This window comes from Calothrix sp. PCC 6303 (assembly GCF_000317435.1).
Lineage (GTDB): Bacteria > Cyanobacteriota > Cyanobacteriia > Cyanobacteriales > Nostocaceae > PCC-6303.
The window spans coordinates 23,129-47,746 of record NC_019727.1 but is presented as its reverse complement, the minus strand read 5'-3'; the positions used below and the strand labels follow the sequence as shown (position 1 = coordinate 47,746).

Annotated in this window: 19 protein-coding genes; 10 read left to right on the top strand and 9 right to left on the bottom strand. The window is 41.5% G+C overall.

The window, feature by feature from the left end; all coding sequences use genetic code 11:
• Positions 1–127: 127 nt before the first annotated feature.
• Complete coding sequence (locus tag CAL6303_RS27715; protein ID WP_015173924.1) at positions 128–496, top strand: hypothetical protein; 369 nt, start codon at positions 128–130, stop codon at positions 494–496.
• A 66-nt stretch (positions 497–562) separates the two neighbouring features.
• Here CAL6303_RS27715 and CAL6303_RS27710 read toward each other — a convergent pair whose 3' ends face one another.
• Positions 563–1,537 carry a tyrosine-type recombinase/integrase gene (locus CAL6303_RS27710; RefSeq protein WP_015173923.1) on the bottom strand — a complete coding sequence of 325 codons (975 nt, stop codon included), beginning with the start codon at positions 1,535–1,537 and terminating at the stop codon, positions 563–565.
• 568 nt (positions 1,538–2,105) lie between these two features.
• Between CAL6303_RS27710 and CAL6303_RS27705 the strand changes: the two genes are divergently transcribed.
• The 7 genes from CAL6303_RS27705 (at position 2,106) to CAL6303_RS27675 (ending at position 10,634) form a co-directional block, all read left to right on the top strand.
• Positions 2,106–2,732: a hypothetical protein gene (locus CAL6303_RS27705; protein WP_015173922.1), complete on the top strand. Its 627-nt coding sequence runs from the start codon at positions 2,106–2,108 to the stop codon at positions 2,730–2,732.
• Positions 2,733–2,929: 197 nt separating this feature from the next.
• Positions 2,930–4,162 carry a DNA cytosine methyltransferase gene (locus tag CAL6303_RS27700; protein ID WP_015173921.1) on the top strand — a complete coding sequence of 411 codons (1,233 nt, stop codon included), beginning with the start codon at positions 2,930–2,932 and terminating at the stop codon, positions 4,160–4,162.
• A 74-nt stretch (positions 4,163–4,236) separates the two neighbouring features.
• The gene (locus tag CAL6303_RS27695; RefSeq protein ID WP_015173920.1) at positions 4,237–4,872 is read left to right on the top strand and encodes an Eco29kI family restriction endonuclease; all 636 of its coding nucleotides are present in this window, start codon (positions 4,237–4,239) and stop codon (positions 4,870–4,872) included.
• A 205-nt stretch (positions 4,873–5,077) separates the two neighbouring features.
• Positions 5,078–7,216 (top strand): GNAT family N-acetyltransferase, encoded by a 2,139-nt coding sequence (locus CAL6303_RS27690; RefSeq protein ID WP_015173919.1) that lies wholly within the window; start codon positions 5,078–5,080, stop codon positions 7,214–7,216.
• A gap of 21 nt (positions 7,217–7,237) precedes the next feature.
• The gene (locus tag CAL6303_RS27685) at positions 7,238–7,732 is read left to right on the top strand and encodes a hypothetical protein (RefSeq protein ID WP_015173918.1); all 495 of its coding nucleotides are present in this window, start codon (positions 7,238–7,240) and stop codon (positions 7,730–7,732) included.
• A 38-nt stretch (positions 7,733–7,770) separates the two neighbouring features.
• Entirely contained in the window at positions 7,771–9,402 is a 1,632-nt protein-coding gene (locus tag CAL6303_RS27680; protein WP_015173917.1) for an McrB family protein, read from the top strand.
• Positions 9,399–10,634 (top strand): McrC family protein, encoded by a 1,236-nt coding sequence (locus CAL6303_RS27675; protein WP_015173916.1) that lies wholly within the window; start codon positions 9,399–9,401, stop codon positions 10,632–10,634. Before CAL6303_RS27680 ends, CAL6303_RS27675 begins: the two co-directional genes overlap by 4 nt.
• Before the next feature lie 445 nt (positions 10,635–11,079).
• Here the strand turns inward: CAL6303_RS27675 and CAL6303_RS27670 are convergent, their stop codons facing one another.
• The 7 genes from CAL6303_RS27670 to CAL6303_RS27635 all read right to left on the bottom strand — a co-directional run bounded on the left by CAL6303_RS27670 (position 11,080) and on the right by CAL6303_RS27635 (position 18,971).
• The gene (locus CAL6303_RS27670) at positions 11,080–11,964 is read right to left on the bottom strand and encodes a DUF4351 domain-containing protein (protein ID WP_015173915.1); all 885 of its coding nucleotides are present in this window, start codon (positions 11,962–11,964) and stop codon (positions 11,080–11,082) included.
• Between the two features lie 502 nt (positions 11,965–12,466).
• Positions 12,467–14,704: a hypothetical protein gene (locus CAL6303_RS28745; RefSeq protein ID WP_015173914.1), complete on the bottom strand. Its 2,238-nt coding sequence runs from the start codon at positions 14,702–14,704 to the stop codon at positions 12,467–12,469.
• Between the two features lie 462 nt (positions 14,705–15,166).
• Positions 15,167–15,868: a hypothetical protein gene (locus tag CAL6303_RS27655; RefSeq protein WP_015173913.1), complete on the bottom strand. Its 702-nt coding sequence runs from the start codon at positions 15,866–15,868 to the stop codon at positions 15,167–15,169.
• Positions 15,869–16,269: 401 nt separating this feature from the next.
• Positions 16,270–16,707 (bottom strand): hypothetical protein, encoded by a 438-nt coding sequence (locus tag CAL6303_RS27650; RefSeq protein WP_015173912.1) that lies wholly within the window; start codon positions 16,705–16,707, stop codon positions 16,270–16,272.
• Positions 16,708–16,712: 5 nt separating this feature from the next.
• Positions 16,713–17,006 (bottom strand): hypothetical protein, encoded by a 294-nt coding sequence (locus CAL6303_RS27645; RefSeq protein ID WP_015173911.1) that lies wholly within the window; start codon positions 17,004–17,006, stop codon positions 16,713–16,715.
• Positions 17,007–17,601: 595 nt separating this feature from the next.
• Positions 17,602–17,850 (bottom strand): hypothetical protein, encoded by a 249-nt coding sequence (locus CAL6303_RS27640; RefSeq protein WP_015173909.1) that lies wholly within the window; start codon positions 17,848–17,850, stop codon positions 17,602–17,604.
• The gene (locus tag CAL6303_RS27635) at positions 17,847–18,971 is read right to left on the bottom strand and encodes a ParM/StbA family protein (RefSeq protein WP_015173908.1); all 1,125 of its coding nucleotides are present in this window, start codon (positions 18,969–18,971) and stop codon (positions 17,847–17,849) included. Before CAL6303_RS27635 ends, CAL6303_RS27640 begins: the two co-directional genes overlap by 4 nt.
• 318 nt (positions 18,972–19,289) lie before the next feature.
• Between CAL6303_RS27635 and CAL6303_RS27630 the strand changes: the two genes are divergently transcribed.
• Positions 19,290–19,475 carry a hypothetical protein gene (locus CAL6303_RS27630; protein ID WP_015173907.1) on the top strand — a complete coding sequence of 62 codons (186 nt, stop codon included), beginning with the start codon at positions 19,290–19,292 and terminating at the stop codon, positions 19,473–19,475.
• A gap of 1,587 nt (positions 19,476–21,062) precedes the next feature.
• Here the strand turns inward: CAL6303_RS27630 and CAL6303_RS30085 are convergent.
• Positions 21,063–21,359 carry a hypothetical protein gene (locus CAL6303_RS30085; RefSeq protein ID WP_144051160.1) on the bottom strand — a complete coding sequence of 99 codons (297 nt, stop codon included), beginning with the start codon at positions 21,357–21,359 and terminating at the stop codon, positions 21,063–21,065.
• A gap of 92 nt (positions 21,360–21,451) precedes the next feature.
• On the opposite strand from CAL6303_RS30085, the gene CAL6303_RS27615 reads away from it, so the two are divergent.
• Positions 21,452–24,598, top strand: coding sequence for a DUF3854 domain-containing protein (locus tag CAL6303_RS27615; RefSeq protein WP_015173904.1), 3,147 nt, complete (start codon positions 21,452–21,454; stop codon positions 24,596–24,598).
• The last annotated feature ends 20 nt before the right edge of the window (positions 24,599–24,618 follow it).

Below are 24,618 nucleotides of genomic sequence, written 5' to 3'. Positions count from 1 at the left end.
AAATAGCAAACATCAATTGTCTTGGCTGTTTACTTAAAAATAGCCCTTTTCTCTTTGAATTAAAGCTTTAATTCAATTTGGAGTTTAAAAATAAGCGAACCCACAGTATTAACTGAAGGAAATTAAAATGTTAAATCTATTTGGTGCATTTGAATCTGGTTTTAAATTATCTGAAAAAGCACTTGATTATTTAATGGAATGGAATAATGAAGCTGAAATTGCTTCAAGTATTTCTAAAACAACACAACAAGTTATTGAAATATTGGTCAATGTACCTGGTATGACTATGGCTCATAGTAGAGATTTTCAAAGAGCAGTACCCTTGTTCACATTGAAAGATAAAACATTAGTTAAAATTTACATAAATCCGGCACAAGTAAAACACCTATTTTTAGCAGATTCCAACAACAAAATGATATTTGGCGGTTATGTAGGTTGGATGCATAACAAAAATTTAAATGAAGTTATCGATAATATAAAGAAAGTATATAGTTAACTGAAACATTCACGACTTCAGTACCGAACCTGGTAAATTTCAACCTCAACGATACGATGTAAATTGTTAAATCAAATCATCAAGCTGCCTAGTCAAAGCACCCTGCAAATCAACACGGTTATCATCATAAATAATCACAGTCCTGGGGTCAGAATGGCGGCTTAACTTTTGAGTAGCCCGAATATTACCATTATTTTGGTTCAACGCTTCGGTAATCGCACTATGCCTTACCCGGTGGGGACTCATCTGCTTTTCAATCCCCGCCAACTTACAATATTTAACAACAATTAAACGTATCGCTTCCCCAGTTAACCGATTCCCAAACCGTACCGGATCGAGGGAAATAAAAATGGGTTCATTAGGCTTATCAGCAGCATTAGATGCTTGCAACCAATCAGAAATTGCAGCAGCCGTTTTTTGAGAAATTGTCACCAACTCCCGTTCCCCATTGCGTCCCTTACCGCTAACCTCGATTTGACATCTGGCATATTTAAAATGCTTCACATCTAAACTGGGAATCTCCCCGCGCCGCAGGGCATTACTCCAAAGCAGCCGCATGATGGAATAATCGCGCTTCCCCCCCAGAGTCGAAGTATCGATCGCCTCAAATAGCTTAATCACCTCTGGAACCTCTATCCCCTTAGTATCCCGATAGGGTCTAACTTTCTCATTTTTAATCACTTCCAGGTCGTAATTGCAGATGTCAAAAATCTGCCCCATTTCCACCAAAGACTTAATCGCGCTGATTCTGCGGTTAATTGTCGCTGGCGCTAAACCTTGCTCGAAAAGATGGTTGCGGTAGGCAACCACCACCGAAATTGCCTGGGTTTTTGATAGCCCTAAAAATTCGCGGGCGAGGTCGGATGTTAATTCACGACCGGGAGCAATGAGACTAAAGAAATTCCGCAAGTCATGGGAATAAGCCCTGCGGGTGTGTTCCGACCGTTTTTGCGTCAGTAACACTTCGAGAATTTGTTTACTATCGCTCTGTGTAATTGCACTGACATAGGTAATAGAGCGGAGGGTGATGATACCAGACATAGACGAAAACCGTTGATTTAGGCGGGTTGTGCGCGTTAAGAGCTTGTTAAAACGTACATTCTCACAATCACTTTACATTACAATCGACCTTATTTTCCCCTCGCGTTGGCTTTTCATCGCAATTAATCCGCAGTCGTAATGATTTTGCTTTTTATGGGTTTAAAGTGCTGCTAGATTGGTAGGAAGTCACAATCAGTAGACCGAAAAGTTTTCCAGAACTCTTACCAGTCGTTTATTTGAGTTGAGGAACACAATTTGTCGTAATCCTGTTATAGTCCGCTTTTCAAGGGACGGACGTTCTTGATGGGTTAAGAGTGCAATGCAAGCGTAGGCGCAGCCCGTCGTAGACATCGCGACGTTCAACCCCAAAACGTCGGCTGAAACCCTTATTCTTTCGTCAACTTACAAAAGTTTTCAATCTACTGACAATGCAATTCTCTCGCGCATTACTCTGCATTAAAAATGGTCGATTGAACAATCTGACTTTTCCCGATCCAATTCCTGATACTCTGATATCAATGCTATCAAGTAGATAGCGTGATTCATTGCTAGCAATTGCGATATCACTATGTCCGACGAGAACAAACCCAGCCAAATGTTGCGCGTACCCACTCCTTTAATTGATGCGGTGAGGGAATTATCCCGGTTGCATCGACAGGGACGCACAAGGGAGGTGCTTTCTGGGTTGGATGATTTGATATTTACCTTGGATGATGGCAGTGGTAGTCTCCAAAATTCTGCCTCTCAAACTATATCGGAGATTTGCGATACTCGTTTCGAGTCGCTATGCGATCGCTTGGATAATTTAGAATCCCAACTGTCGGGTTCTTCAAATAGCAATGAGGTTCCATCGACTAAACGTATATATGATTTAGAGCAAAAAATCGATTCTATAAATAATCGGCTAGCACAATTTGCTGAGGCAATTATCCAGATTCAAAGTAATATTAATAATCAACCTCGGCGAAGTAAGTCATACTATGGCAATTCTTATAATCAAGGGCAACCTGTTAAGTTTCAGCCCATTACAGAAGAAAGTTTGGCTTCAAGGTTGGGGGTAACTCCAGAAAGTTTACGCAAGGAAAGGGAAAGTCAACCCGCACCACTTTTTTTTGCTTGGTCTAAGCGCAAGGATACTTCTGGTATTGGCTGGGAATTTAATGATAAAACGGGATTATATCATCCGATTACTTGACAAAAATGAAAACCATTGCTTCCAGCTATACAATAATTTAAGTGAGTGAAGGATAATTAGAGTGATTTAATCTCAACATAAATTTAGATATTTGATAGATAATTTTCATTCCCCAAAAAAACTGCTATATCATAAGTTGGGTTAGAAGAAGATTTTAGAGAAATATGTTTTACAATATCCGCTTCTAAATTAAAAAAGTGAAATCAGTAGAGTTATTTACGGGTGCTGGAGGTTTGGCGATCGCAACAGCTAAGGCTGGCTTCCATCATTTAGCACTCGTCGAACGCGATAAGCACAGTTGCCACACCATTCGGGAAAATCAACAGCGCGGGGTATCTGTTGTTAGAGATTGGTGCGTCCATCAGATGGATGTGGTGGATTTCGATTTTTCTACTGTTGGTGGGGAAATAGATTTATTGGCTGGTGGTCCACCCTGTCAACCGTTTTCGATTGGTGGTAGGCATGGTGCCCATCTTGACGAACGGGATATGTTTCCCCGGTTTTTTCAAGCGGTGCGGGAGTTACGTCCCAAAGCCTTTTTGATTGAGAATGTGCGGGGGTTGCTGCGTCAAAATTTTATCAATTATTTTGAATACATTACGTTGCAGCTCGCCCATCCCGAATTACAGCCCAAACAGGATGAGTCCTGGGTTGACCATTTGGCACGCTTGGAACGCCATCACAATAGTGGTGCTAGTGATGACCTTGGTTATCGGGTTACTTTTAGGTTGCTGAATGCGGCTGATTATGGTGTACCGCAGAAGCGGGAACGGGTTTTTATCGTGGGTTTTCGTGACGATTTGAATGCTAATTGGTCTTTTCCCGAACCAACCCACACCGAAGAAGCTTTGATTTGGCACAAGTGGGTGACGGGTGAGTATTGGGAGAAGCACGGTATTTCTAGTCATGACCGTCCAGAAATACCAGCGAGATTGCGATCGCGTCTACAACGATTTGGAGCAAATTTGTTAGGTACGGTAAGCGAAGCTATCCCGAAGGGAATCGCCTCTCCCTGGTGTACGGTCCGGGATGCTATTTCTGACTTGCCACCGCCTGAAAACGTCGATCTAGCGGCATCGATACCCAACCATGTTTACATACCGGGGGCGAGAAGTTATCCAGGACACACTGGTAGTCCTTTGGACGAGCCTGCGAAAACTTTGAAAGCAGGGGTACATGGTGTTCCTGGTGGAGAGAATATGCTAGCTTTGCCTTCTGGGAAAGTGCGTTATTTTACGGTGCGGGAGGCGGCAAGATTGCAGACTTTCCCCGATGATTATTATTTTCCCTGTACCTGGGGTGAGTCGATGCGTCAAATTGGTAATGCGGTTCCCGTTACCCTTGCTTATATTATTGCTGCCAGCATCCGCAACCATTTGCAGGAACTGACAGTTGGGAAAAAAGTTGTCAGTCGTTCGGGGAAAATTTGAACTTAGTTGCTTGAAAATTTGCACTCATTGGCAGTTGGCAGGAAGATGATAGGTGCTGTCTAGTTTTAATTATCATGCCCTTAGAGGTTTTTCAGGCACCTGCCACTTTACGCGACCAATTAATTGAGTTTCAATCTAGACAGCAATGCCATCCTCTCACCGAACTGGAAGATTTTAAAGAAGAGTTGGCTGGCTATGTGGGTATCTATTTACTTTATTACAGGGGAGAATTTCCCTTGTATTCAGGTATTCGGGTTGCGAACCAAAATTCTTGCTGTATGCCGATTTATATTGGCAAGGCTGAGAATCCAGGCAAGCGTACTGGTAAGGGAAGCGTTGCGGGAGGGTTAATTGGGCGTTTGCGGGAACATCGCAGTTCCATCCGCCAAACCACAAATCTTGATGTTGCGGATTTTGATTTTACGGTGTTGGCGATGGCGGTTGATTTGGTTGCTTGGGGGGAAGCTGTTTTGATACGGCACTTCCAACCCCTATGGTGCAGCGTTATTTCTGGCTTTGGTATCCATGCACCCGGTAAGGGACGAGGGGCACAGATGCGTTCGATGTGGGATGAAATACATCCCGGACGGTTGTTTGCGGTACAGTTACCAGGGAATCCGGTTACAGTTGGGAGTTTGCAAACCCAGGTAGGACAACACTGTCAGAATTTAGCGGTGCGGTTGGGGTGTCCGGTGGAGGATGGGGGTTAAAAGAAGAAGCAGATGCATCGATTTCATTCATTTATCTGGCAATTAGATGGGAATACGTTTATGTGAAGAGAAATTATGTCATTTTTATGATGCCGTTGCGTTTGGCTTTAAAAAGGAGTGGAGTGTGTAAAAAACCACACTGGAAACAAACAGGGATTTACCATTAAATCAGAAAGCTAAAAATAACTGTTCAAGGCAACTAAAAGTGACAACTGACGCACAAATCAAAATTGAATCGATAGATAATTATTCTCAACACTTAGCAACAGTCATAAAACTGTGGCGAGCGAACTCAAAAACACTTGGTAACTTGCCCAAAGGAGCATTTGAGGAACGAGCAGCGCATCGTCAAATCCTTGTAGCGCTTGATTCTGAAGGTAGCTGCGTTGGGTATCTATTATATCGACGTTCGCGGGACTGGTTTGCGATCGCTCATCTATGTATCGATCCAGATTGTCGGGGTAAGGGAGTAGCCAAACAACTTGTTGATCGCCTCAAGCAAATAACAACATCTTCTCGCGGAATTAGGCTCAGTTGCCGTCGAGATTATAACCTACAAGGAATGTGGTCGAGCTTTGGTTTTATTGCCTGTAAGGATACAGAAGGTAGGAGTAAAAAGAAGAAAACAATTCTTACTCGCTGGGTATTTGAACACAATCCCCTTCCTCTATTTTCTACAATGATTCAGCAACAACTTGAGTCTAGGTTGTGTGCTGTAATTGCTCCTGATATTTTCTGGGATTTATATACTCTTAAAAATGACGATTCGATTGATAGTGAAGAGGGAAATATATTACTAGCTGACTGGGTACAGACTGAATTGAATTTGTGCATAAATGATGAAATTTTGAATCAAATTAACCGAATTGATAACAGTCAAGAGAGGGATAGTCAGCGTTGTTTTGCAGAATCTTTTACTTGCTTACCTTGCAACAATCAAAGATTGGAGGATAATTTCAATCTTTTACAAGAAATAATCATCAGATATAATTTGAAAATTCATGAATCTAACTTACGTTATATTGCTAGGAGTATCACATCCGAATCTAATGTATTTTTAACTAGAGATAAGCAATTATTAGACTTAGCAGATGTAATCTATGAAAACTTTAGGTTTTCGGTTATTCATCCTGAAGAACTTATTTTGCGGCTAGATGAACTGAGGGATAAACCTGACTACCAGCCTGTACGTCTTTCTGGTACATCCTTAGAACAAATACAGGTTCAAAGTGGACAAGAAGAATTTTTAGCTAATTATTTTCATAACTCTAAATTAAAAGAGAGTCAAGTAGAGTTTCAGCAGAAATTACGACGTTATTTAGCTGAACATAATAAATTTGAATGTGTTGTTGTGAGAGAGTCTGATACTAGTACATTTGCTTTAATTGTGTATGGAAAGCAGAAAAAACATGAACTAGAAATCCCGATACTTAGAGTTGGAAATCATAATCTCTCGTCTACTCTTGCACGTCACATAATTTTTAAATCTATATTGAAATCTGCTAGCGAACAGCGACATTTTACAAGAATAACTGACCCATATCTAGAAGATGCTGTTACCGAAGCTATTCAAGAAGATGCTTTTGTAAAGGTTCTGAATGGGTGGCTGAAAGCAAATTTATCGGTTGTAAAAACTTCCTCTGAATTATCAGAGTATATTACTAGTTTAGTCTCTAATTTTGGAGATGAATATGATTTTATTAGGAAACTTGCTAATAATCTTAATAACGAAAATATAGTTATAGATGCTCAATCATCAGTAGATATTGAACGATTTCTTTTTCCGGCAAAAATTACTAATTATGAAATTCCTACCTTTATTATCCCTATTCAACCTAGATGGGCTTCATGTTTATTTGATGAACATTTAGCGAATCAAATGCTTCCTTTGGATGGATTTGGAGCTAAACCAGAATTAGCATTTAATCGTGAAGCAGTTTACTATCGAGCCATAAGAAACTCTAGGGGATTAAATGCCCCTTGTCGAATTCTTTGGTATATTAGCGAGACTCAACGTGAAGGTAAAGGTAAAGGTTTTTACAATGTCCGTCATATTCGTGCTTGTTCTTATGTAGATGAGGTAATTATTGGTAAACCCAAAGAGCTTTACCGACGTTTTCAAAGATTAGGAGTTTATCAATTAAGTGATGTTGAAAGTATATCAAAAGATAGAAAAACTGGAAATATTATGGCAATTCGCTTTAGTAATACAGAATTATTTAATAATCCTGTATCTTATCAAGAGTTACAGCAAGTTTTGAATAAAGATAATTTGTTACTTGTCTCTCCCAATAAAATTAATAAAGAGTCATTTATAAGGTTGTATAATTTAAGAAATAGATAATTTTATATGTAAAAATTTATCATGCCATGCAACATACTTTTAATCTCAATTAAGCCTGAGTATGCCAATAAAATTTTTGAGGAACAAACTAAACAAGTAGAATTACGTAGAGTGCGAACTCGTGTGAAAACAGGAGATATTGTTATTGTGTATGCATCATCTCCTAAAAAAACTTTTTTAGGCTTTTTTGAAGTAAATTTTGTTGTTGAAAAAAAAGCTTCAAAAAATGGTTTAAAAGAATTCTGGGAACAAGTTAAAGACCATGCTGGTATCAAACGCAAAGATTTTTACAAATATTATGAAGGAGCATCAGTCGCAGTAGGGATTTTTTTTATAAACGCCAAAAAATTTGAAAATCCTATTGAATTGCATCGTTTAAAGGAGAAAATATCTTACTTGCGTCCTCCTCAAAGCTATCGTTATCTTAATGAAACAGAATATAAAACTATTATGCTTCTAGGTGGAGAAAATTCATATATTATGGCAAACAAGCAAACAACTAATATTAACTATTAAGGTGGATTTTCTCTTGCTATTGTATGAGCGACAAGCAAATGAGTATAAATAAACTATATAATGACCGAAAGGTTTTTATTTCAGAGAAAAATAACGAATTTATCAAATTATTTAAAGAATTTATTAGTTCTTATCCTTATACCCAGGATGGATTACGTCATCAGAAGGTATACCATGAGCAGCGCCAGAAAGCAAGGGAGAATTTTCAGGCAATTGTTTCTGCCAATGAGTCTGGAGAAGATATAAATGAAATAGTTCTGCTACAACTTCTCCCCTATGCACAAACAATTAACAATAGTAAAAGAAATGTTTGGATTCATCATGCCCCGGCAATCACCAAAGATATTAGAGAGTGGTTTGAAGGTGCAGGTTGGACAAAAGTAGAAGACTGGTCCAAAATAGCTCAAGCAATTTTTAATTTCGTTTGTCGCTGTAATAATTACCCTAATCAATTGGCAGAAGCTTGTAAGGAGTTTTCAAAATTAGATTATAGTAAAGGCTTCCAAATAGGGATGCTCACACCTATCCTGAATGCACTTCGACCGGATGATTTTTTGTTAATCAATAAGAAATCACGACCAGTTATCAATTACTTTACAGGAGAATCTCATAATCAGAAGCTAACAGATTATCCAGCTATTAATGCGATAGGAAAAACATTAATTGCAGAATTGGCTCCTCATATGCGTCAGTCTGGTATACCATCTATGCGAGATGATGACTTATTTGATATGTTTTGTCATTGGTTGGTTGCTGTTAAAAAGTATGATTTTATTGGTAAGGAAAGCCCGCCAATGGATGAGGTTAGCGAATTTACTTTTGATGTTGAAGCAATAGAAATGCAACCAGAATATTCCCTCAGTCAATGTGCATTGGATACTGGAATCGAAGAGAAGACGCTTGAAAACTGGTTAAAGGCAATAGAGCGTAAAAAGCAGGCGATTTTCTACGGACCTCCAGGCACAGGTAAAACATATGTTGCCCAAAAACTGGCTAAATATTTGGTTGGAGGTAGCAATGGTTTTGTGGATATTATCCAATTTCACCCTGCTTATACTTATGAGGACTTCGTACAAGGCATTCGCCCACAACGAATTGATGGAGAACTTGATTATCCACTAGTTAATGGACGGTTTCTCGATTTTTGTGAGGAAGCATATCGCCGTCAAAGTATATGCGTACTGATTATAGATGAAATAAACCGTGCCAATGTTGCCCGCGTTTTTGGTGAGTTGATGTATTTGTTGGAGTACCACAACGAAAAAATACCTTTGGCAGCAGGTGAGCTGTTTAGCATTCCCACAAATGTACGAATTATCGGCACAATGAACACGGCAGACCGCTCAATTGCGTTAGTAGACTATGCCCTTCGTCGTCGCTTTGCTTTTATTCCTCTGTGCCCAAACTATGAGATTCTGCGCTGTCGTCACTTAGATAGTGGTTTTCCGGTGGAGAAGTTGATTCAAAAGCTGAACGAGTTGAACAAAGCAATTAGTAATCCCCACTTCGTTGTGGGTATCAGCTATTTCCTGCGAGATGACTTAGTTGACCAAATTGAGAGTATTTGGCAACTTGAGATTGAGCCATATTTGGAAGAATATTTCTTTGACCAGCCTAGTAAAGTTGAACAGTTTCGCTGGAACGAAGTCAAGAAGGAAATTGACCTATGAGTGTAACATCGCCACAAATAATAGAGTTAACTGAGTACGTTCCAAAGTTATTGCCGCGATCGCTGCTTTCCGATGCGGTGGGAGAAATGTTGTGGCGTGATTATGGTAATCAGGTGAATGTGGACTTCCCTTCTCCAAAAACAGGCGATCGCTGGCGACTAACTGCTCAAGGATGGGTTGGTCATATTCCCTTAACAAGTGAAAATCACATTGCCCTGCGTCCCAAAGTCAAGCTAGGTAATCTTCTGGGAATGCTGGAGTATGCCTATGACCTCAAAAGTTTTCACTTTTTGGAGGGACTGGTTGATTGCCAAACTTTGGAGGAATTTTATGAACGGCTGGCTGATATTTTTGCTCGTCGCATTTTTAACCGAGGTCGTCAGGGTTTTTACTGTGCTTACATCCCCAAGACAGAACATTTGCCTTATGTTCGGGGACGTATTGATATACGACAGATGGTGACTCGACCGTGGGATACTAATATCCAGTGCCATTATGAAGAACATACCGCAGACGTTGAAGAAAATCAAATTCTCGCTTGGACGCTTTGGTGTATTGCTCGTAGCGGTTTGTGTACGGAACGGGTAATGCCAACGGTGCGCCGTGCGTATCATTTACTACAGGGATTGGTGACATTGCAACAATGCAATCCGAGAACTTGTATAGGACGACAATATAACCGCCTAAATGAAGACTATCGTTCCCTGCACGCGCTTTGCCGCTTCTTTTTGGAACATATTGCACCTAGTCATGAAACAGGTGCAAACGCGACGTTACCCTTTTTAGTTAATATGTCGCAACTTTACGAACGCTTTGTGGCTCTTTGGCTGAAAGCGCATCGGGAAAAGGCACTAAAAAGGCAAGCGTTAGATATCCAGTCCCAAGAAAGAGTTTATTTAGGTCAGGCTCAGACATTATACTTTGACATTGACTTAGTAATCTATGATACAGCAACAGGGATAGCCAAATATGTTTTAGATACAAAGTACAAAGCTGCTGATAAACCAGCTTCTGGTGATATTAGTCAGATGGTTGCCTATGCGGAAGCGAAAGGATGTCAGGAGGCAATTTTAATTTATCCAACACCCTTGGCAGAACCGTTGAATATCAAAGTTGGTAATATTCGAGTTCGCAGTTTGACTTTTTCTCTTGCAGGAGATTTAGAACAGGCGGGTTATGATTTTTTACAGAATTTACTGGGTGTTGATATTTTGGCTCTTGTTGGGGAATAGGTGAATAAGCACTCAACACCTTTAACCTGCATATAAAAAATTGCTATACAGCACTTTGCGCGACTAACTGGTACAGTAACAGCAGTGAGAAAAATAGTTTTGGAGTTGCTGGCTTGAGCATAAGAGGACTCCTAGTGACAACAGTTGTACTACTGCCAAAATATTTTTCGGTGAAAACTTCCTGATACAGCACTTCCGGCAGCTATGAGGTACATCCTAAAAGCTGAAAGCGATGATAGGAGAGGAGTAAGGAGAAAAACTATATTGCATAATAGCCGGAAGCGCTGTAATCGGAGAGGTCATCCCCAACTTTTCTACAATTTAACTAGTTTAGGGACTTGCAATTAAATAATATACCGATATACCAATCAGACTTTACCGTTTTATACTGGATTCAGAGTTTTCATCTGGTACTTTATTTTGACGCTAGTCCCTTGCCGATGATTTATCCTTCTTGTTGATTCAACCAAGCTTCTAAATCGGCAACACCAGAAAAGTCTAACAATGCCTCTCCTAAATTCTCTAATTGTTCGATCGATAGTCCTCGAACTCGCTCGATTAATGATGCATTAATTTCACCAATACGGCAATTGAGCAAACGCAGAATTAAACGTTGCTCTCCTGACTGTATAGCTTGTTCTTTGTCTCTTTGATAAAGTGGTTCCAATCGCATAATTAACTCCCTGTCCTCTTCTTCTAATTCTTGATTTACTCTCAAATTTTCGCGCAGGTTATAAACTAATTCGAGTGTTGCTTGCTGGTATGGATGATTTAATGGTAGCGCTTGCAGCTCGACAATGGCTTGTTCCTGAACCCTTCCCCTACCCAAAACCCTCAACCATAACGTTTCTGGTGTGAGCGGTAGTTGGTGTATGGCAACAATTGCTGTCCGTAAGGCATCACCTAAAAAGTATACTCCAGGAACAAATTCCTCTTTTCGGTTAACGTTAAAGCTGGATAATATTGCTGGAGATGCAGTTGGAGTCAGAACCCACAATTTGGGTATTGTCTCTTCTTGGAGTTTGGTTTTGTTTCCCTTAGCTTCCCGTCGCAGTTCGGCTTTGACTTCTAATAATTTCACTATGCAATCGCAGATTTCATCGCTAGAAGCAGGATTGCGAAATGGCTCTAATATTGCAGGATATTCGGCAAATCTTCCCAGCAACCCTAGCAGTTGTAAATTAGCGGTTTGTCGCGCTGAAGGAGTAAATAAAACATCTATTTCTTTAATCTCTCCAGAAACTTTTTCTGATGGCTTAACTTCTCCATAATCTTTTAGTAACTCTTCAAGGTAGTCTTTGGCGAATTGGTCATGTATAAAGCGCGTCATTTAATTTGATTGCTGAATTTATCTAGATGCAACTAATATTATTTTACCTGTTTTTATACATTTTAATAATGAACAAAATGTATTTTAATTACTTGTATTCAGTTGCTCTTCCTTGTAAGAATATAATTGTGTTCCCGCGATGCATGGCGGGATAGAGATGCATGTTAAACACAATTTAATCAATAAAAATAATGTAGTTTTAACTAACACTCATTCGTCACTTGAAGCTGACTTCATACCACTGCCAGTAAATTCTAAATATGCTTGCTGCTTTCTAGTTATAAACGAAGTGTCGATTGTTTCTCTAATATTGGATATGTTTGTTTAAGATATTGATATTATCCGGTGGAGCAATTGTTATTTTGAAGCTTTATCGGATGTCATTTATATCCATGAACGCGACGTTCCTGTTCCCAGGTTCCCACCGTTCCCAATGCTGGGAACCCTTGGGATTGCGTGGTCAAGCCCCACTATCTAATCTTGGGAACGCTTGGAACAGTCATTAGCTTTTATTAGGTAAAAGGTAGCCTTCTTTTTCATTACCATTCAATCTTTGCTCTATAACTAACTTAGATAATGCGGCTCTCAATGTTCCCCTACCAGGATTCTTTAATCCCCAATCTCGCTCCCAAGATTTATGCTTTCGGATTGCTTCAAACGACACTGGGAACGCAGAAGCTTTTGCAACTAGTTCCAGAATGAGACTCAAAAATGCCTCATCAATTTCTGACTCAAAGTCTACTTCTGGCACTGATAATTTCCAGAGATTCTCTAAGGATTCAACTGTTGCACTGCGGTCAACTTTAATTGTTTCGCATATATCTTCCCCAGATGATGAATTATCAAAATTAGGGTTATTATCCACCAATTCCGGGAAGAAAGTAAGCAATGTTCTAGCGGGGTCAGGTTGACCATTAACGGGATGCTTTTCTGTTTTTATCCAATCAGGTAAAACCCCAATTTCGCCCCCTTTAACAGCCTTATCAAAGCTATCTGGGTCAGCTAAAAAATAACGCCCTGTAGCCACAGAAATTCTCTTCAATGCTGACACTTGAATGCTGGTAGATTCACAGCCAATAAACGATACTCCCGATTTAAAAGTATCTGCCATACCATTGGTATTTTTACCAACCCAAGTTGATAAATGCTTGCCATGCAAGACAACAAAAATTTGAGCGCCTTTCTTACTAGCACGGGTAAGTATGTATTTGACCATCCATTCTTTTTGGTCATCGGTTAAATAACCAGATAAAGCAACTGCCTCATCGATAACCAAAATTACATCATCGTATTCCCCCTGAGTCGCGTTATCCATTTTTTTGAGATACTTAAATAACGCTTGGGCGACCTTTGCATCTGCCTCAGAACCATCTAAATTATGCCAATTCAAACGGCATAATAACTTGTCGCATTTGAAAGGGTAGATGTCATCCCCAGCCGTGAAATAGTGGATTTTGGTTTGGGGATTAAGCGCGAAGCTGAGAATAGCCAGGATAGCCATTAGGGTTCCCTTTCCCCCGCGTTGATTACCTGCGATCGCAGAAATTTGGTCTTGGATGCACTTGGCGATATCAAAACCACCCTCAGTCAAGGCTTTGATAATTGCCTCTGCTCTGGCTGTGAGTGGCAGTTTTAATAACTCGTCCCGGTTTGGTGTTGTTGGGTTGTGTGGGGACTTTTGTAAATCGTGGATATTTTCTGGGGATAACTCATTGGTTTTTCTCGATGCTAAATCGTTAATATCGCTCAAGGATGAATCATTGGTTTTTCTCGATGCTAAATCATGGATATTTCCTGGGGATAAATCATTGTTTTTTCTTGATGATAAATCGTTAATATCGCCCAAAGACGAATCATTGATGTTTCTTGATGCTGAATCGTTAATATTCCCCAAAGACGAATCATTGATTTTACCCGGTGGTAAATCGTTAATCCGTCCTGGTGGTAGGTCAATAATGCGGGGTTGTTGCTGTTGGGATTGGTGTTGAATCAGGGCATTTACTTGCTCAAAGTCCGTGCGGGGGTCAACTGTGACAATTTCTAAATGCTGTTTCAAGGTCTTGGCACTGGGCAAGCTTCCCCGATACTGCTCGAAACAATCCAATAACCAACGATAGGCATAGAATTTCTTGCCAGAGTCAACAATACTCAAATAATCGGTCAATTCCTGCTTAAATTCCCTCAACATGGCGTATTCGGTACGCTCCATCCGTTCCATGTGGGAAAGTAAATCTAATAAGTCATCCTGGTTGCTAAACCATTCTTCTCGTGCCTCGGCATCACCCATTGCACTGAGAAATTCCCAGAAGCTGCCACGAATAAAGGGAACGGGGGCAAATTTATGGGTGGCGTTGTTGTCTTTGGCAACTGTCCAAATATAGGAACCAAAGCCAATCAATGCCGCAATGGGTGCTATGGGACTGGTAGCGTAACAAACTGCCCCCACTGCACCACCAGCCAAAGTGATTAATTTGGCTAAATTCATGCTTGCCCGTCCTTCGGTTGCACGGCTGAGTAATTGGTCTTGTCGTTCCTGTAACCATGCGGCAACGTTTCCAGCTTCCAGATGTTCGATGCTGGGATAATTTTCTCGTAGCCGTGCGGTTTCTGGTGTGGTTAATTGGGGTACTGGGGGTTTAATAGGTGTTACGCCGCTTTGATTGTCACTTTGACCATCCCCAGTGGCAGGTTTTGGTGAGAAGTGGGGATTGGAGTCTGGTTGATGGTTGATGAAGTCCATTATTGTCACCCTCATAAAAGTCGCGGGCATTTTGATTCAGTCTCGTTGCTTTTGATGATTGACTAGTACGTCAAGGCAGTAGTGAGTAGGCAGTAGGCAGTGGGGAAAAGCCGTTTATTACTAGGCTTTTCAGGGTTAAATAATGGTCTGGTTATTTACACCGTGCTGTACTAGTCTCGTTTCTGGTTATTTATAGCCGTCAAAAAATGCGGTGTTGCTGATTCAAACGATGAACTTGTCTCTCCCAAAGTCCCAGAGAGTAGGAGCTTTAAATACTTGTTTTTTATCTTCAGCAACACCAAAAATGCGAACCGACAGGTCGGCGCTAAGTCCCAAGGGGACAGACTACGCCAACGCGATCGCATGGAGTCTCCGCATAATTGCGAACCGACAGGTCGGCACTGAGTCCCAAGGGGACACGCTACGCGAACGCTATCGCACACCGCAAAACCAAAACTATATTTACCGTTTACTGTGTTTCCACAAATTCCAACCAATTTCCCCTGCCATCATGGTGGCAAAGTTATAAACTATACACCCCATGACTTGACCAGGGTCTGTAAAACCAAAGGGATTACGACTGTAGAAGGTGGTGACAAAATCTAACGTCCAAATCAGTAGAGCAATTAAGCCACCTGAATGCCGTTCCCGCATACCCGCCCTTTTATAATCGCCCCAAAGTGCTTTGGTTAGGTCAATTGATCCGGAAGGTTTGGAGGGAAGGGAATATTGTTTAGATTCGTCAAATTCCGTCTTGGCAAGGTTAGGTTTTTTACCTCTGAGGGTTTTCGCCTCGGCTTGTTGAATGCACCAAGAAACTACGATAGAAAGCCAGAATAGGGGATTAAACCACACGGTTAACCAGCCAAACCAACCTATCCAACCGCGTTCAAACCACGGAAACATTGGTGTTCCTTGAAACAGGGTTTGCCAGATTCCATCGGCGGAGAGGACAACGCCACCAGCAAACATCAACATCCCTAGAATTTTCGCTCCTGATGTGCCTGGTTGTACGAATTGAGACATTATCGCCCCAGCGAACTGGAAGGGGATAGAAATAATGTCTACGACCCATTGGGCAATGATTTCGATGTATTCGCTTACCCCCTTTTTCTGTTCCTCTTTCTTGCTTTGGGATGCGTCTTTTTCTCCTAATGCTGACATTTTTTACCTCCTTACTGAGTGGGTTACTTATTGGAGATATTGTTTTAAAATCCCTACCAAACTGATGAATTGTTGGAGGCATTTTTATCTCCTTACTGAATAGGCGAGTTGTTGGGGATATTGTTTTACTTCCTTACTGAGTGGATTTTTGATTAAAGATACAATTTATACTGGCTTTTTCTGGCGAACCATTTTTGCTTTACTTTGCAAATGCCTTTTTCTGCTTCTTTTTGGGTAAGGAAGGATGCGTTTTGTCACATCACAACTAGACAATTTATACCTGGCTCAAAAATGGGTGAATCATTGCAGGTATTTTGATTTCCTTACTGAGTAAATGCACAATTGCAGAGATAATTTATACTGTTGATTCGCCAGTGAATCATCACAGGATTTTGATTTCCTTACTGAGCAGGTGAATTATCGCAGGCATTTTTATACCAATGCTTCCAATACCATTGGCGGTTTTCTATCCGTCCAATACAAATCCCCGCAGAATCGTATACATAAACGGTTTCGTCCTCTAGATAGCCTGTGATATCGGGGTTGGGGTTGCGTTTGGGATTGTCGAAGTAGCGGCGGATTTTAAGTTTTTGGTGGGTGGGTAATATTCCCGTGCGCTGTAAGGTGTCTGCGGTTTCTTTGCGTTGCTGGATTCGTTCTCGTTCGATTTGTTCGCTGGTTCTGGTTTTGGAATAAGCGATCGCAGCATCCACTTCCATTTCTGAATTTTTATTAAATGCCTGGTATTGGGCAGGTAATTTCAGAAATAGGGGGGACGCAGTTAGAAATAAGCTAAACAACCCCAAACTGGCTTGTAGTTGGTATTTATTGCGTCCCATTGTTCCTACTTGCTGTGTTTGACTTGGTTGACTAAGGCTTCGATTAGACCTAAGCGATCGCTTTGTTGAAGTTCCGAGTTTGAGCGTTCTACAGCTTCTTCTACTCCTTCGGTTAAATCCTCAATTTCTAATGCTTCCTCAAACTCCGCACACAATTCTTCAGCGAGTTTGTAAATCATCCAAAGTCGGTCTGCATTGTTCAATTCCTGTAATTGTGCGCCCCAAACTGACTGCATCTGGGCAAGCAATCCTTCGTCACCTGGGGTGTAGTTGGTGTAATAGCCTATTGGTTTTGACATGGTTTAAAATCAAGCTTGTTGTGTATTTTCGTTTTGCGGCGATAGATGCACCCCTTTATTGGGTATCAATGAGGCGATGTCTACTCTTCAAGAGGCTTCCAACGACAAGCTGCGGGAGCATCTACGCTTTCTTACTTGGCGGTAGGGCGTTAGCGTTCCCACAGCGTAGCTGACCGTTGGCGAAGCTGCTCCGAAGGAGCTAGGTATCGCTCTCAAAATAAACTCAATTGAACTGTTTTATCTGTAACTGTCGTATTGCGTGTTGCACGTATTCCCTCAACTTCATAACAACAACTAGTAAGCTTGTTGTGGTTTAGCTTCAAATCAGCTTTGATTTTTTGACCTGCAAGCGGTCTGAAGTGGTACGAGGAGTGCTTAATGCTGCCATCTTTATACAGATAGCGATACAAGAAACCATTTATTTGATACACGGCACTTTTACGCAGCAATGTGCTGTCCCATATATGAGTTACTTGGCTCATCCGTTTAGCCCTCTGTTTCGATGTCCCTTTTTTTCTGCATGTCTTGTTGCTGGCTCACTTTCAGTTTTTTCTAAGCGTAAGCTTGATTAATAAATCGGTTAGTTTGCCATCCCTCACTTGCTTTGATACCCTTTCACCATTGCAGCGATCGCGTTTTTATTTGCCTCCACTACCTGAGTTTTAGGCGGTTCGGCTTTTGGCTGGCTTGAGGCTTGTCTATCGCTCTCAAACTGGAAAATCAGTTTTTCTACTGCCCCTGCTAGTGCCTGCGGTGGAACGTCAAGGGGTAAGCCAGCCATTTTGCAAACTTCTTCGGCTGCAAAGTAGCTAATGGTAATTCGACGCGAGGCATAATTACTCATTTACTGATGTCCTCCAAAGTAATTTCAGTTAGCAGTTTTAATCCTTGAGCGTTGATAAATTGAGGTTCTGTGAGAGTGACAAAACCTATGTCCGTCAGTCTTTCCTGTGTGAGAGGCAAACTTGCACCCCCACCCCAACACACAAGGTATTGAGCTTGGTCTAAATACCCGCTATTGGTGACAAAGTTGGCGAATTTCTCTATCCTGGTGTCCCACCATGTTTGCAGGCATTGTTCATACTCGGTTTTAAATACTTTTCCAGTCAGATGGTTGCCCCCATAAGTAAAGGTTCCGGCTAGGATGCCTTGGTTTACCAGGTTGGGAGAATGTTTCACATCTTTTCTCAACAAGCTTGTCCCGTCGTTGCGCTTATCCAATGTTTCTGCGATCGCTCGATGTAATTCGCCGCAACCACCTTCAATTAGATGTCGGTCTATGACTGCGCCACTGCCGTTAAAGATGGTAATTAACCAGGTTGAGGAACCAATATCGAGGGCGATGGCAATTTCTGAAGCATCCAGGTGCAAGGATTGATTGCCAAACAAACAATAGGCGATGCTGCCAAATCCTTCTGGATAAATGCCAGTAATGGCAATTTCTATGGTTTTGGTGACTATTTCGCGGCTAACTGGGTCTTTGTGTTGGAAGGTGTGACCTCCCCGTACTTTGCGTTTAATATCTTCTTCCCATTTTTCAGGGTTGTGGTTGCTTAAGCTAATCCACAGTTTTGACCCATCCGGCACGTTGAGAATAGCTAAATCAGCCAGAATGCTCTCTAGCGCTAATTCTGCTTTTAAGGCTTTGTTTTCGTGCAATAAGGTGTGGTCGGCTTGTGCGGTGGCTGCTGTTCCCCAAAAATATTGTTTTTCCTTGAGGTCCGAGCGAGAACCTTCGACGTAGCGCACCCACGCTCCCGAATTGGCAATGGTTTCATGGTGGTTAATATTACGATTCCGCAGGAGTGAGTAAGCGGCGGGTACAACAACTGTCATATCGCCGTAAATTGCTTTTCCGTAACCTGCACCGGGGTCTTTACCGCTAATTAGTTCGAGCGAGCGCAAACTGGCACAATAGCTAACGCTAGCTAGCCAGTTTTCTGAATTTGAATATTCGACTGTCATGGTTCATATTTTCCGTAACAATTCTTTAAATTCTGGCTCCGACCAGCGTAAAACCAACTGCAACGTGGTTGCAGCCTGGAATGTAATTGGTTGTCAAACTTTGTAGGGGGAAGTTTCCTCCTGCAAGATTTGATGTCAAAAGCCTGTGATTGGTAGCCTCAACGTCACTTTCTAGCTTCTATTGCCTTTGTTGTGTGACTTTTTTCGGCTGTTAGTGATATTATATCCAAAAGGTGAATCACCTGTAAACACTATGACTCATTAATGGCGTAAAAACATTAAAGGTTAAATAATTAGGCATAGTTCATTAGTTTGACTATGCCTTCAAAGAAACCGCAAATGACAATTCGCGTTGAGGAGGATGAATACCAATACCTAGAGGAGTGGGCTAAAGAAGAATTTTTAAGCCCAACCCAACTAGCAAAAATCATCATCAAACGTGCGATCGCCAACAAAAAAAAAGAGAAAGCAGCTAATTCAGGGAGGTATGAACAAAGTATGTAGGCAAGGGCTATCGTCTTTGAAATAGACCTATGACAACTGAAGCCAGCAAAGTCCAAAACCATTTAGCAGACCAAGAAGCCTATTAATTTATCATCCACAGATGCTTGTTTGTTGAATGCCATCCCAGAAGCCTCGTATAACACTGCGACTAGACCAAGAGGATATTGACAACCTAGAGAAGTGGGCTAAAAAAGAATTTTTGACAGTACCCCAACTAACACGGGTGATAGTCAAAAAAGCCATAGCCAACTATTTCAAGATAAATCACGAAGAAAGTGTAGATAAATGAATGTAATGGATAAGTCATAGTCTTAGTAACGTTAAGACAGTGGCTTAATTCCTACGATTCATTTAATTTAATGATTTTTAATATAAATGTGAGGTCAGTTTTATGGCGAAAACCTAACAGGAATGATTGCGGAAAATGCAACAAATATAAATATTTTGGCTATTTGTGTAATTGTGTATATTACACCTTTTTCTTTTGGCTCGATCAAATCCTTATAATCCCTAAAAATCTCCAAAATTAACATAAATTAACGCTTGCCAATTTTAAAACTGGCATCAATTTTGGCGTTAAATCGCTTTTATTTTTAGGGTAATAAGAGCGCTCTTGTTATTAGGATTATTAGCCGTTTTCATCTTCATCTGGAGAGGGAAGTATCAACGAACACTAATTACAAATACTAACTATACGGAATCTTAAAAAAATTTACCTTCTCTGGATCGATAAGTATGAATATGTACTAAAATCTGAAGTTATACAAACAAATGCGTTGTGGTATCTAAGAGTTTTCTTGTATTGCCATCACATGCGAAAGATACACTTATCTTATTTTTGTATGTATTTTAAAGCATTTACAAGGGCTGCCGTGTAGATTTAACTGCACCTTCCTTTCCCCGTCGTTAAATGCACTCAACAATGATTCGTGAATCTTGACCTCCGGGAGTATTTCCCGTACCACTACCCTGCGGGAACCTCTGCGAGGAACGTGGAAGCAAGCTACACGCAGCGTGCCCAAAGGGCTTAGTTTTGTGGACGAAGACCGTCCCCACAGACTTCTCTTCGTGGCAAAGTTCACGTCAAAGGCGAAATTTGCTGAATTTAACATTTATGTGGAGGTGATTATTACGGTTGCTTGGAAGTCCAGACAAAAAATGCCGCCTATGAAGAGCAGCATCTTAGGTGGATAAAAGCATCCACAACATTTAACTTAAGTTTATTTTTATCAATTGAATTAGGAGCGGAGCAGAGTTACTCTCCATTAACCTGACAGTGCCATTAAGTTTGCCGACCGAAAACACTGAAAAGGCTATGAGTTGAGAGGCAACATCGTGCGCCGTAGTGGGTATGTAAACCCATTACGCATAATCTTAGCATTGTCGTTACCAAGTTTCTATCACTTTTGACATAGTTTCATATAAATTTTGGTGAGCTAACCAAAACCTTGACTCTTTCTGAACTTTTAACGGTAGTCAAGCATCCGACAAAACAGCGATAGAACTAGAATTTCAGACAAGCGAAAGCGCACACTCCCTCCAAAGACCGCCACACAATACCTTTGGAGAATAGCCATGTACGCCGATTCATCGAAATCTCATCATCAAAACGTCGTCGAAACCGTTTCCCAATATCTGGAAACCCATGTCATACACAGCTTTGACTGGGAATATGCCAAAAAACTCCAAGTCGGGGATAAAACCTTCCCGATATTGAACACGCAACTTGATTGCGATCGCACTTGGCAACAACGCCCTTGTGCCAAGAACAGACGAGAGCGATCGCACTCGTCTGTTAACGTTTAGCACCATTAAACGCCCCAAGTGGGCATTACATCGAGTCGTAGAAAAATTAGAAGGCTGACAGAAGTTACTAGCTTCCATCAGCCTCGCCCCAAGTGGGCATCAAATAATCCAATTTGACCTAATTCTACTACGGCTCTCTCAGAAAAACCACACATCCGAGAGAGACTTTCATGGAATCTTTAACAAACACTGCCTCTAACCAAGAAAACAAAGTAAATAATTCTCAATCCTCCGCAGTTATATCTCCTAGCGAAAAGCTGCGGTTGCGCTTAAATAGCAAGCATTACGAGCAATGCACCGTCAATAGAGGCTTATTGCCAGAATGGATTGAAATTAATTGCCGCAGCGTTGACATTTCATCGGCATCAGAATTATTAGGGTACACAGCAAAATCATCTGGTATCTGGCTCGAAGGTACAAACTACCAAGGACAGTTACGTCCTGATAAACCTTGGAGAAGCGACAATAAATCCAACGAAAAAGCTCCAAAATATCGCAGTCCTCGCGGCGAATATGATGTCATGCTGCCCATTCATCCAGTGATAGCAAATTATTGGGATGACTTAGAGGCATTAAAATTATTGTGCTACACCATTGACGGACATCCCTGCTTGGTGCTAACAGAAGGATTTTTCAAAGCGATCGCTGGATGTTCCCACGACCTACCCACCATTGCCCTCCTGGGGGTAGAAATGGGTTTAACACCAGCCAGTGCTGACCCCCAAGGTAAGCGTTACCTTGTTCCTGGTCTAGAAAAATTTGCTCGTGCAGGTTTTGGTTTTATCCACGCATTTGACGCTGACTGTGCCACAAACTCAAACGTAGTCATGGCTCAAAGAAAGCTGGTTAACCAAATTAAAAAATTTAAAGTACCGCAATACATCGTTACGGGGTTGTGGGAAGTTGATGAATCGTTTCAAAATAAAAATAAAGGTATGGACGATTACATCATGAATCATGGGGCGGATAATTTTAAACGAGAAATCCTGGCTAAAGCCGTGAATATTGAAAGGTGGGAGAAGTTATTCGAGTCTTCGGGTTCCTATGTTAACCAACAAAAAATAACTCCCAAAATTGCCATGCAGATACTAGCAGACCGTTATCGACACGAGTGGAAATATGATGCAGAACGCCAGGTATGGCGCAGGTGGAACGGAAAAATCTGGGAAGCAGAACAGGAGCTAATTTTCACCCAGGTGGTTTACCGCGCACTCGAAGAAATACCCAATATTAATTATGGTTACTTTTCCTTTATCGAAAATACAGTCAGGTTCCTCAAAAGCGAGCTAGTAGACAAGCATTGGCAAACCTTTAATCGCATGGAGTGGATTGCTTTCAACGATTGTGTCTATGAGGTGAAAACAGGTAAAACTCACCCACATGCCCCTGGATTTGGGTTTATTTCCGTCCTTGAACATAATTTTCCCAAATTGGTAGCAATTGACCCCACAAGCACCTTACTCGACCAATTACGAATTAACGCCCCCAACTTTTACGCCTGGGCTATGTATTCCCAAAAAGGCGACCCGCTAAAAGTTATGAAACTACTAGCGATAGTTAACGGTGTCATCAAATTCCGGTTTGTTGACCTCCAGATGTTCGTCCACCTCCAAGGTGTCCCTGGTTCGGGTAAAGGGACTTACGCTCGACTTTTAGAAAAGGTAGTTGGGAAGCCCAATCACACCAGCGCCAAACTTCACAAGCTGGGAGACGACAATGTGATTGCCGCAATCATTGACAAACAGCTAGTTATCTGCCCAGACGAGAAAAAACGGACATGTGATTTTTCCGGGTTGCTCAGTCTCACTGGCGGTGACAATATCCCCTACATAGCCAAATACAAACCACAAGCTAACGGCAAATTCTACGGCACAATCGTGGTAATCAGTAACTCCAACCCATTTGTTGGGGATGTCACGGGCATAGACCGCCGCCTTTCCCTGGTAACATTTGATGAATCATTGCCCATCAGGGATACAGATGTGGAGAACAAAATGCAAGCGGAAGTCCCAGAATTGACTGCGCTTGCCTTAAGAATGCCCGACCAACAGGTGACGAATTTGATCAAAGGGGAGGGGGATGCAGCAATTCCAGATTTTAAACGCCAACAGTGGTTACACAAGACTGAAAATGATTCGGTAGCGTTGTTCATGGAGGAAATGTTAATTCCTGCTAGTCCTGACAAATTCGTCATGTTGGGTGGTAAGGGGGACGATGCCAGGACTTTGTACGGTGCCTATATTCGGATGTGTGACGAAAATAATTCCAAGTCTCTGTTTACCAAAAACAATTTCCGAGGACATTTGCTCGAACTGTGCCGTGAGATGGGATGGCGTTCCGTGAGAGAAGCGAGGCAGGGTAATGGCTGGAGGATATATGGGGTGCTGTTAAGGGAGGTATCTGATACAAGTTCTCGGATTAGCGATCGCTTAGGGGAGTGTAGGGAATGTAGGGAGTGTAAACCAGGTGTAGACCCTAATCGAGACCTGAAACCCTTGTTCAGTAAGGAAAGTGTAGGGAATGTAGATAATTTTATGTCTGATCTATTATCCAAAGAGAATCAGATATCTCATCAACTACGACAAGAAAATAGTCGTGAGGGGAATGTTACATCTCCAATATCATGTGAAGAAAATAATCGTGAGGGGAATGTTACATCTCCAATATCATGTGAAGAAAATAATCGTGAGGGCAATATTCCATCTTCAATGTCGCGTGAAGAAAATAATCGTGAGGGCAATATTCCATCTTCAATGTCGCGTGAAGAAAATAGTCATGAGGGCAATATTCCACCTCCAATGTCGCGTGAAGAAAATAGTCGTGAGGAGAATATTACATCTCCAACATCGCGTGGAGAAAATAGTCGTGAAGAGAATCTTACATCTCCAATAGTCTACACTCCTACACATTCCAGTCAGGGAGAGGATTTGAGGTCTGCACAACCAGAAAAACAGGTCTACACTGCCTACACTGAGACGGACGCTGCTACCACTGAATTAAGCAATCACAGCCCGTCACTACTGGAACAAATGCTTGAGGCGTGGGACACACAAGTTGTGCTGGGTAAATTGGTGCTTTCTGCATCTGAGACGGAGTTGGAAACCGCCACTGCTCAATGTACGCTATCGGAAATAGCCTATATAAAAGAGGCTGCTAATTCTGCATGGCGACCTGGCTTAAACCGGGATGCCGATTACATGGGCAAACGGGTTGAAATCATGCAAGCAGGGCAGAGTCGAGAAATTACAGTAAAAACTCAAGCAGGTAGTTTAATAAAAGTGAAGCGCGGTAATCTGCGTCCCTGGCTTGGGTTGTGAGAATTAAACCCCATACATTT

Excerpts from the sequence above, each read along its gene's own strand:
- CAL6303_RS27675 (WP_015173916.1), top strand. The coding sequence starts at position 9,399 with ATGAGTGTAACATCGCCACAAATAATAGAGTTAACTGAGTACGTTCCA.
- CAL6303_RS27635 (WP_015173908.1), bottom strand. The coding sequence starts at position 18,971 with ATGACAGTCGAATATTCAAATTCAGAAAACTGGCTAGCTAGCGTTAGC.
- CAL6303_RS27645 (WP_015173911.1), bottom strand. The coding sequence starts at position 17,006 with ATGTCAAAACCAATAGGCTATTACACCAACTACACCCCAGGTGACGAA.
- CAL6303_RS30085 (WP_144051160.1), bottom strand. The coding sequence starts at position 21,359 with ATGGAAGCTAGTAACTTCTGTCAGCCTTCTAATTTTTCTACGACTCGA.
- CAL6303_RS27655 (WP_015173913.1), bottom strand. The coding sequence starts at position 15,868 with ATGTCAGCATTAGGAGAAAAAGACGCATCCCAAAGCAAGAAAGAGGAA.
- CAL6303_RS27685 (WP_015173918.1), top strand. The coding sequence starts at position 7,238 with ATGCCATGCAACATACTTTTAATCTCAATTAAGCCTGAGTATGCCAAT.
- CAL6303_RS28745 (WP_015173914.1), bottom strand. The coding sequence starts at position 14,704 with ATGGACTTCATCAACCATCAACCAGACTCCAATCCCCACTTCTCACCA.
- CAL6303_RS27680 (WP_015173917.1), top strand. The coding sequence starts at position 7,771 with ATGAGTATAAATAAACTATATAATGACCGAAAGGTTTTTATTTCAGAG.
- CAL6303_RS27615 (WP_015173904.1), top strand. The coding sequence starts at position 21,452 with ATGGAATCTTTAACAAACACTGCCTCTAACCAAGAAAACAAAGTAAAT.
- CAL6303_RS27710 (WP_015173923.1), bottom strand. The coding sequence starts at position 1,537 with ATGTCTGGTATCATCACCCTCCGCTCTATTACCTATGTCAGTGCAATT.
- CAL6303_RS27630 (WP_015173907.1), top strand. The coding sequence starts at position 19,290 with ATGCCTTCAAAGAAACCGCAAATGACAATTCGCGTTGAGGAGGATGAA.
- CAL6303_RS27705 (WP_015173922.1), top strand. The coding sequence starts at position 2,106 with ATGTCCGACGAGAACAAACCCAGCCAAATGTTGCGCGTACCCACTCCT.
- CAL6303_RS27715 (WP_015173924.1), top strand. The coding sequence starts at position 128 with ATGTTAAATCTATTTGGTGCATTTGAATCTGGTTTTAAATTATCTGAA.
- CAL6303_RS27670 (WP_015173915.1), bottom strand. The coding sequence starts at position 11,964 with ATGACGCGCTTTATACATGACCAATTCGCCAAAGACTACCTTGAAGAG.
- CAL6303_RS27640 (WP_015173909.1), bottom strand. The coding sequence starts at position 17,850 with ATGAGTAATTATGCCTCGCGTCGAATTACCATTAGCTACTTTGCAGCC.
- CAL6303_RS27695 (WP_015173920.1), top strand. The coding sequence starts at position 4,237 with ATGCCCTTAGAGGTTTTTCAGGCACCTGCCACTTTACGCGACCAATTA.
- CAL6303_RS27650 (WP_015173912.1), bottom strand. The coding sequence starts at position 16,707 with ATGGGACGCAATAAATACCAACTACAAGCCAGTTTGGGGTTGTTTAGC.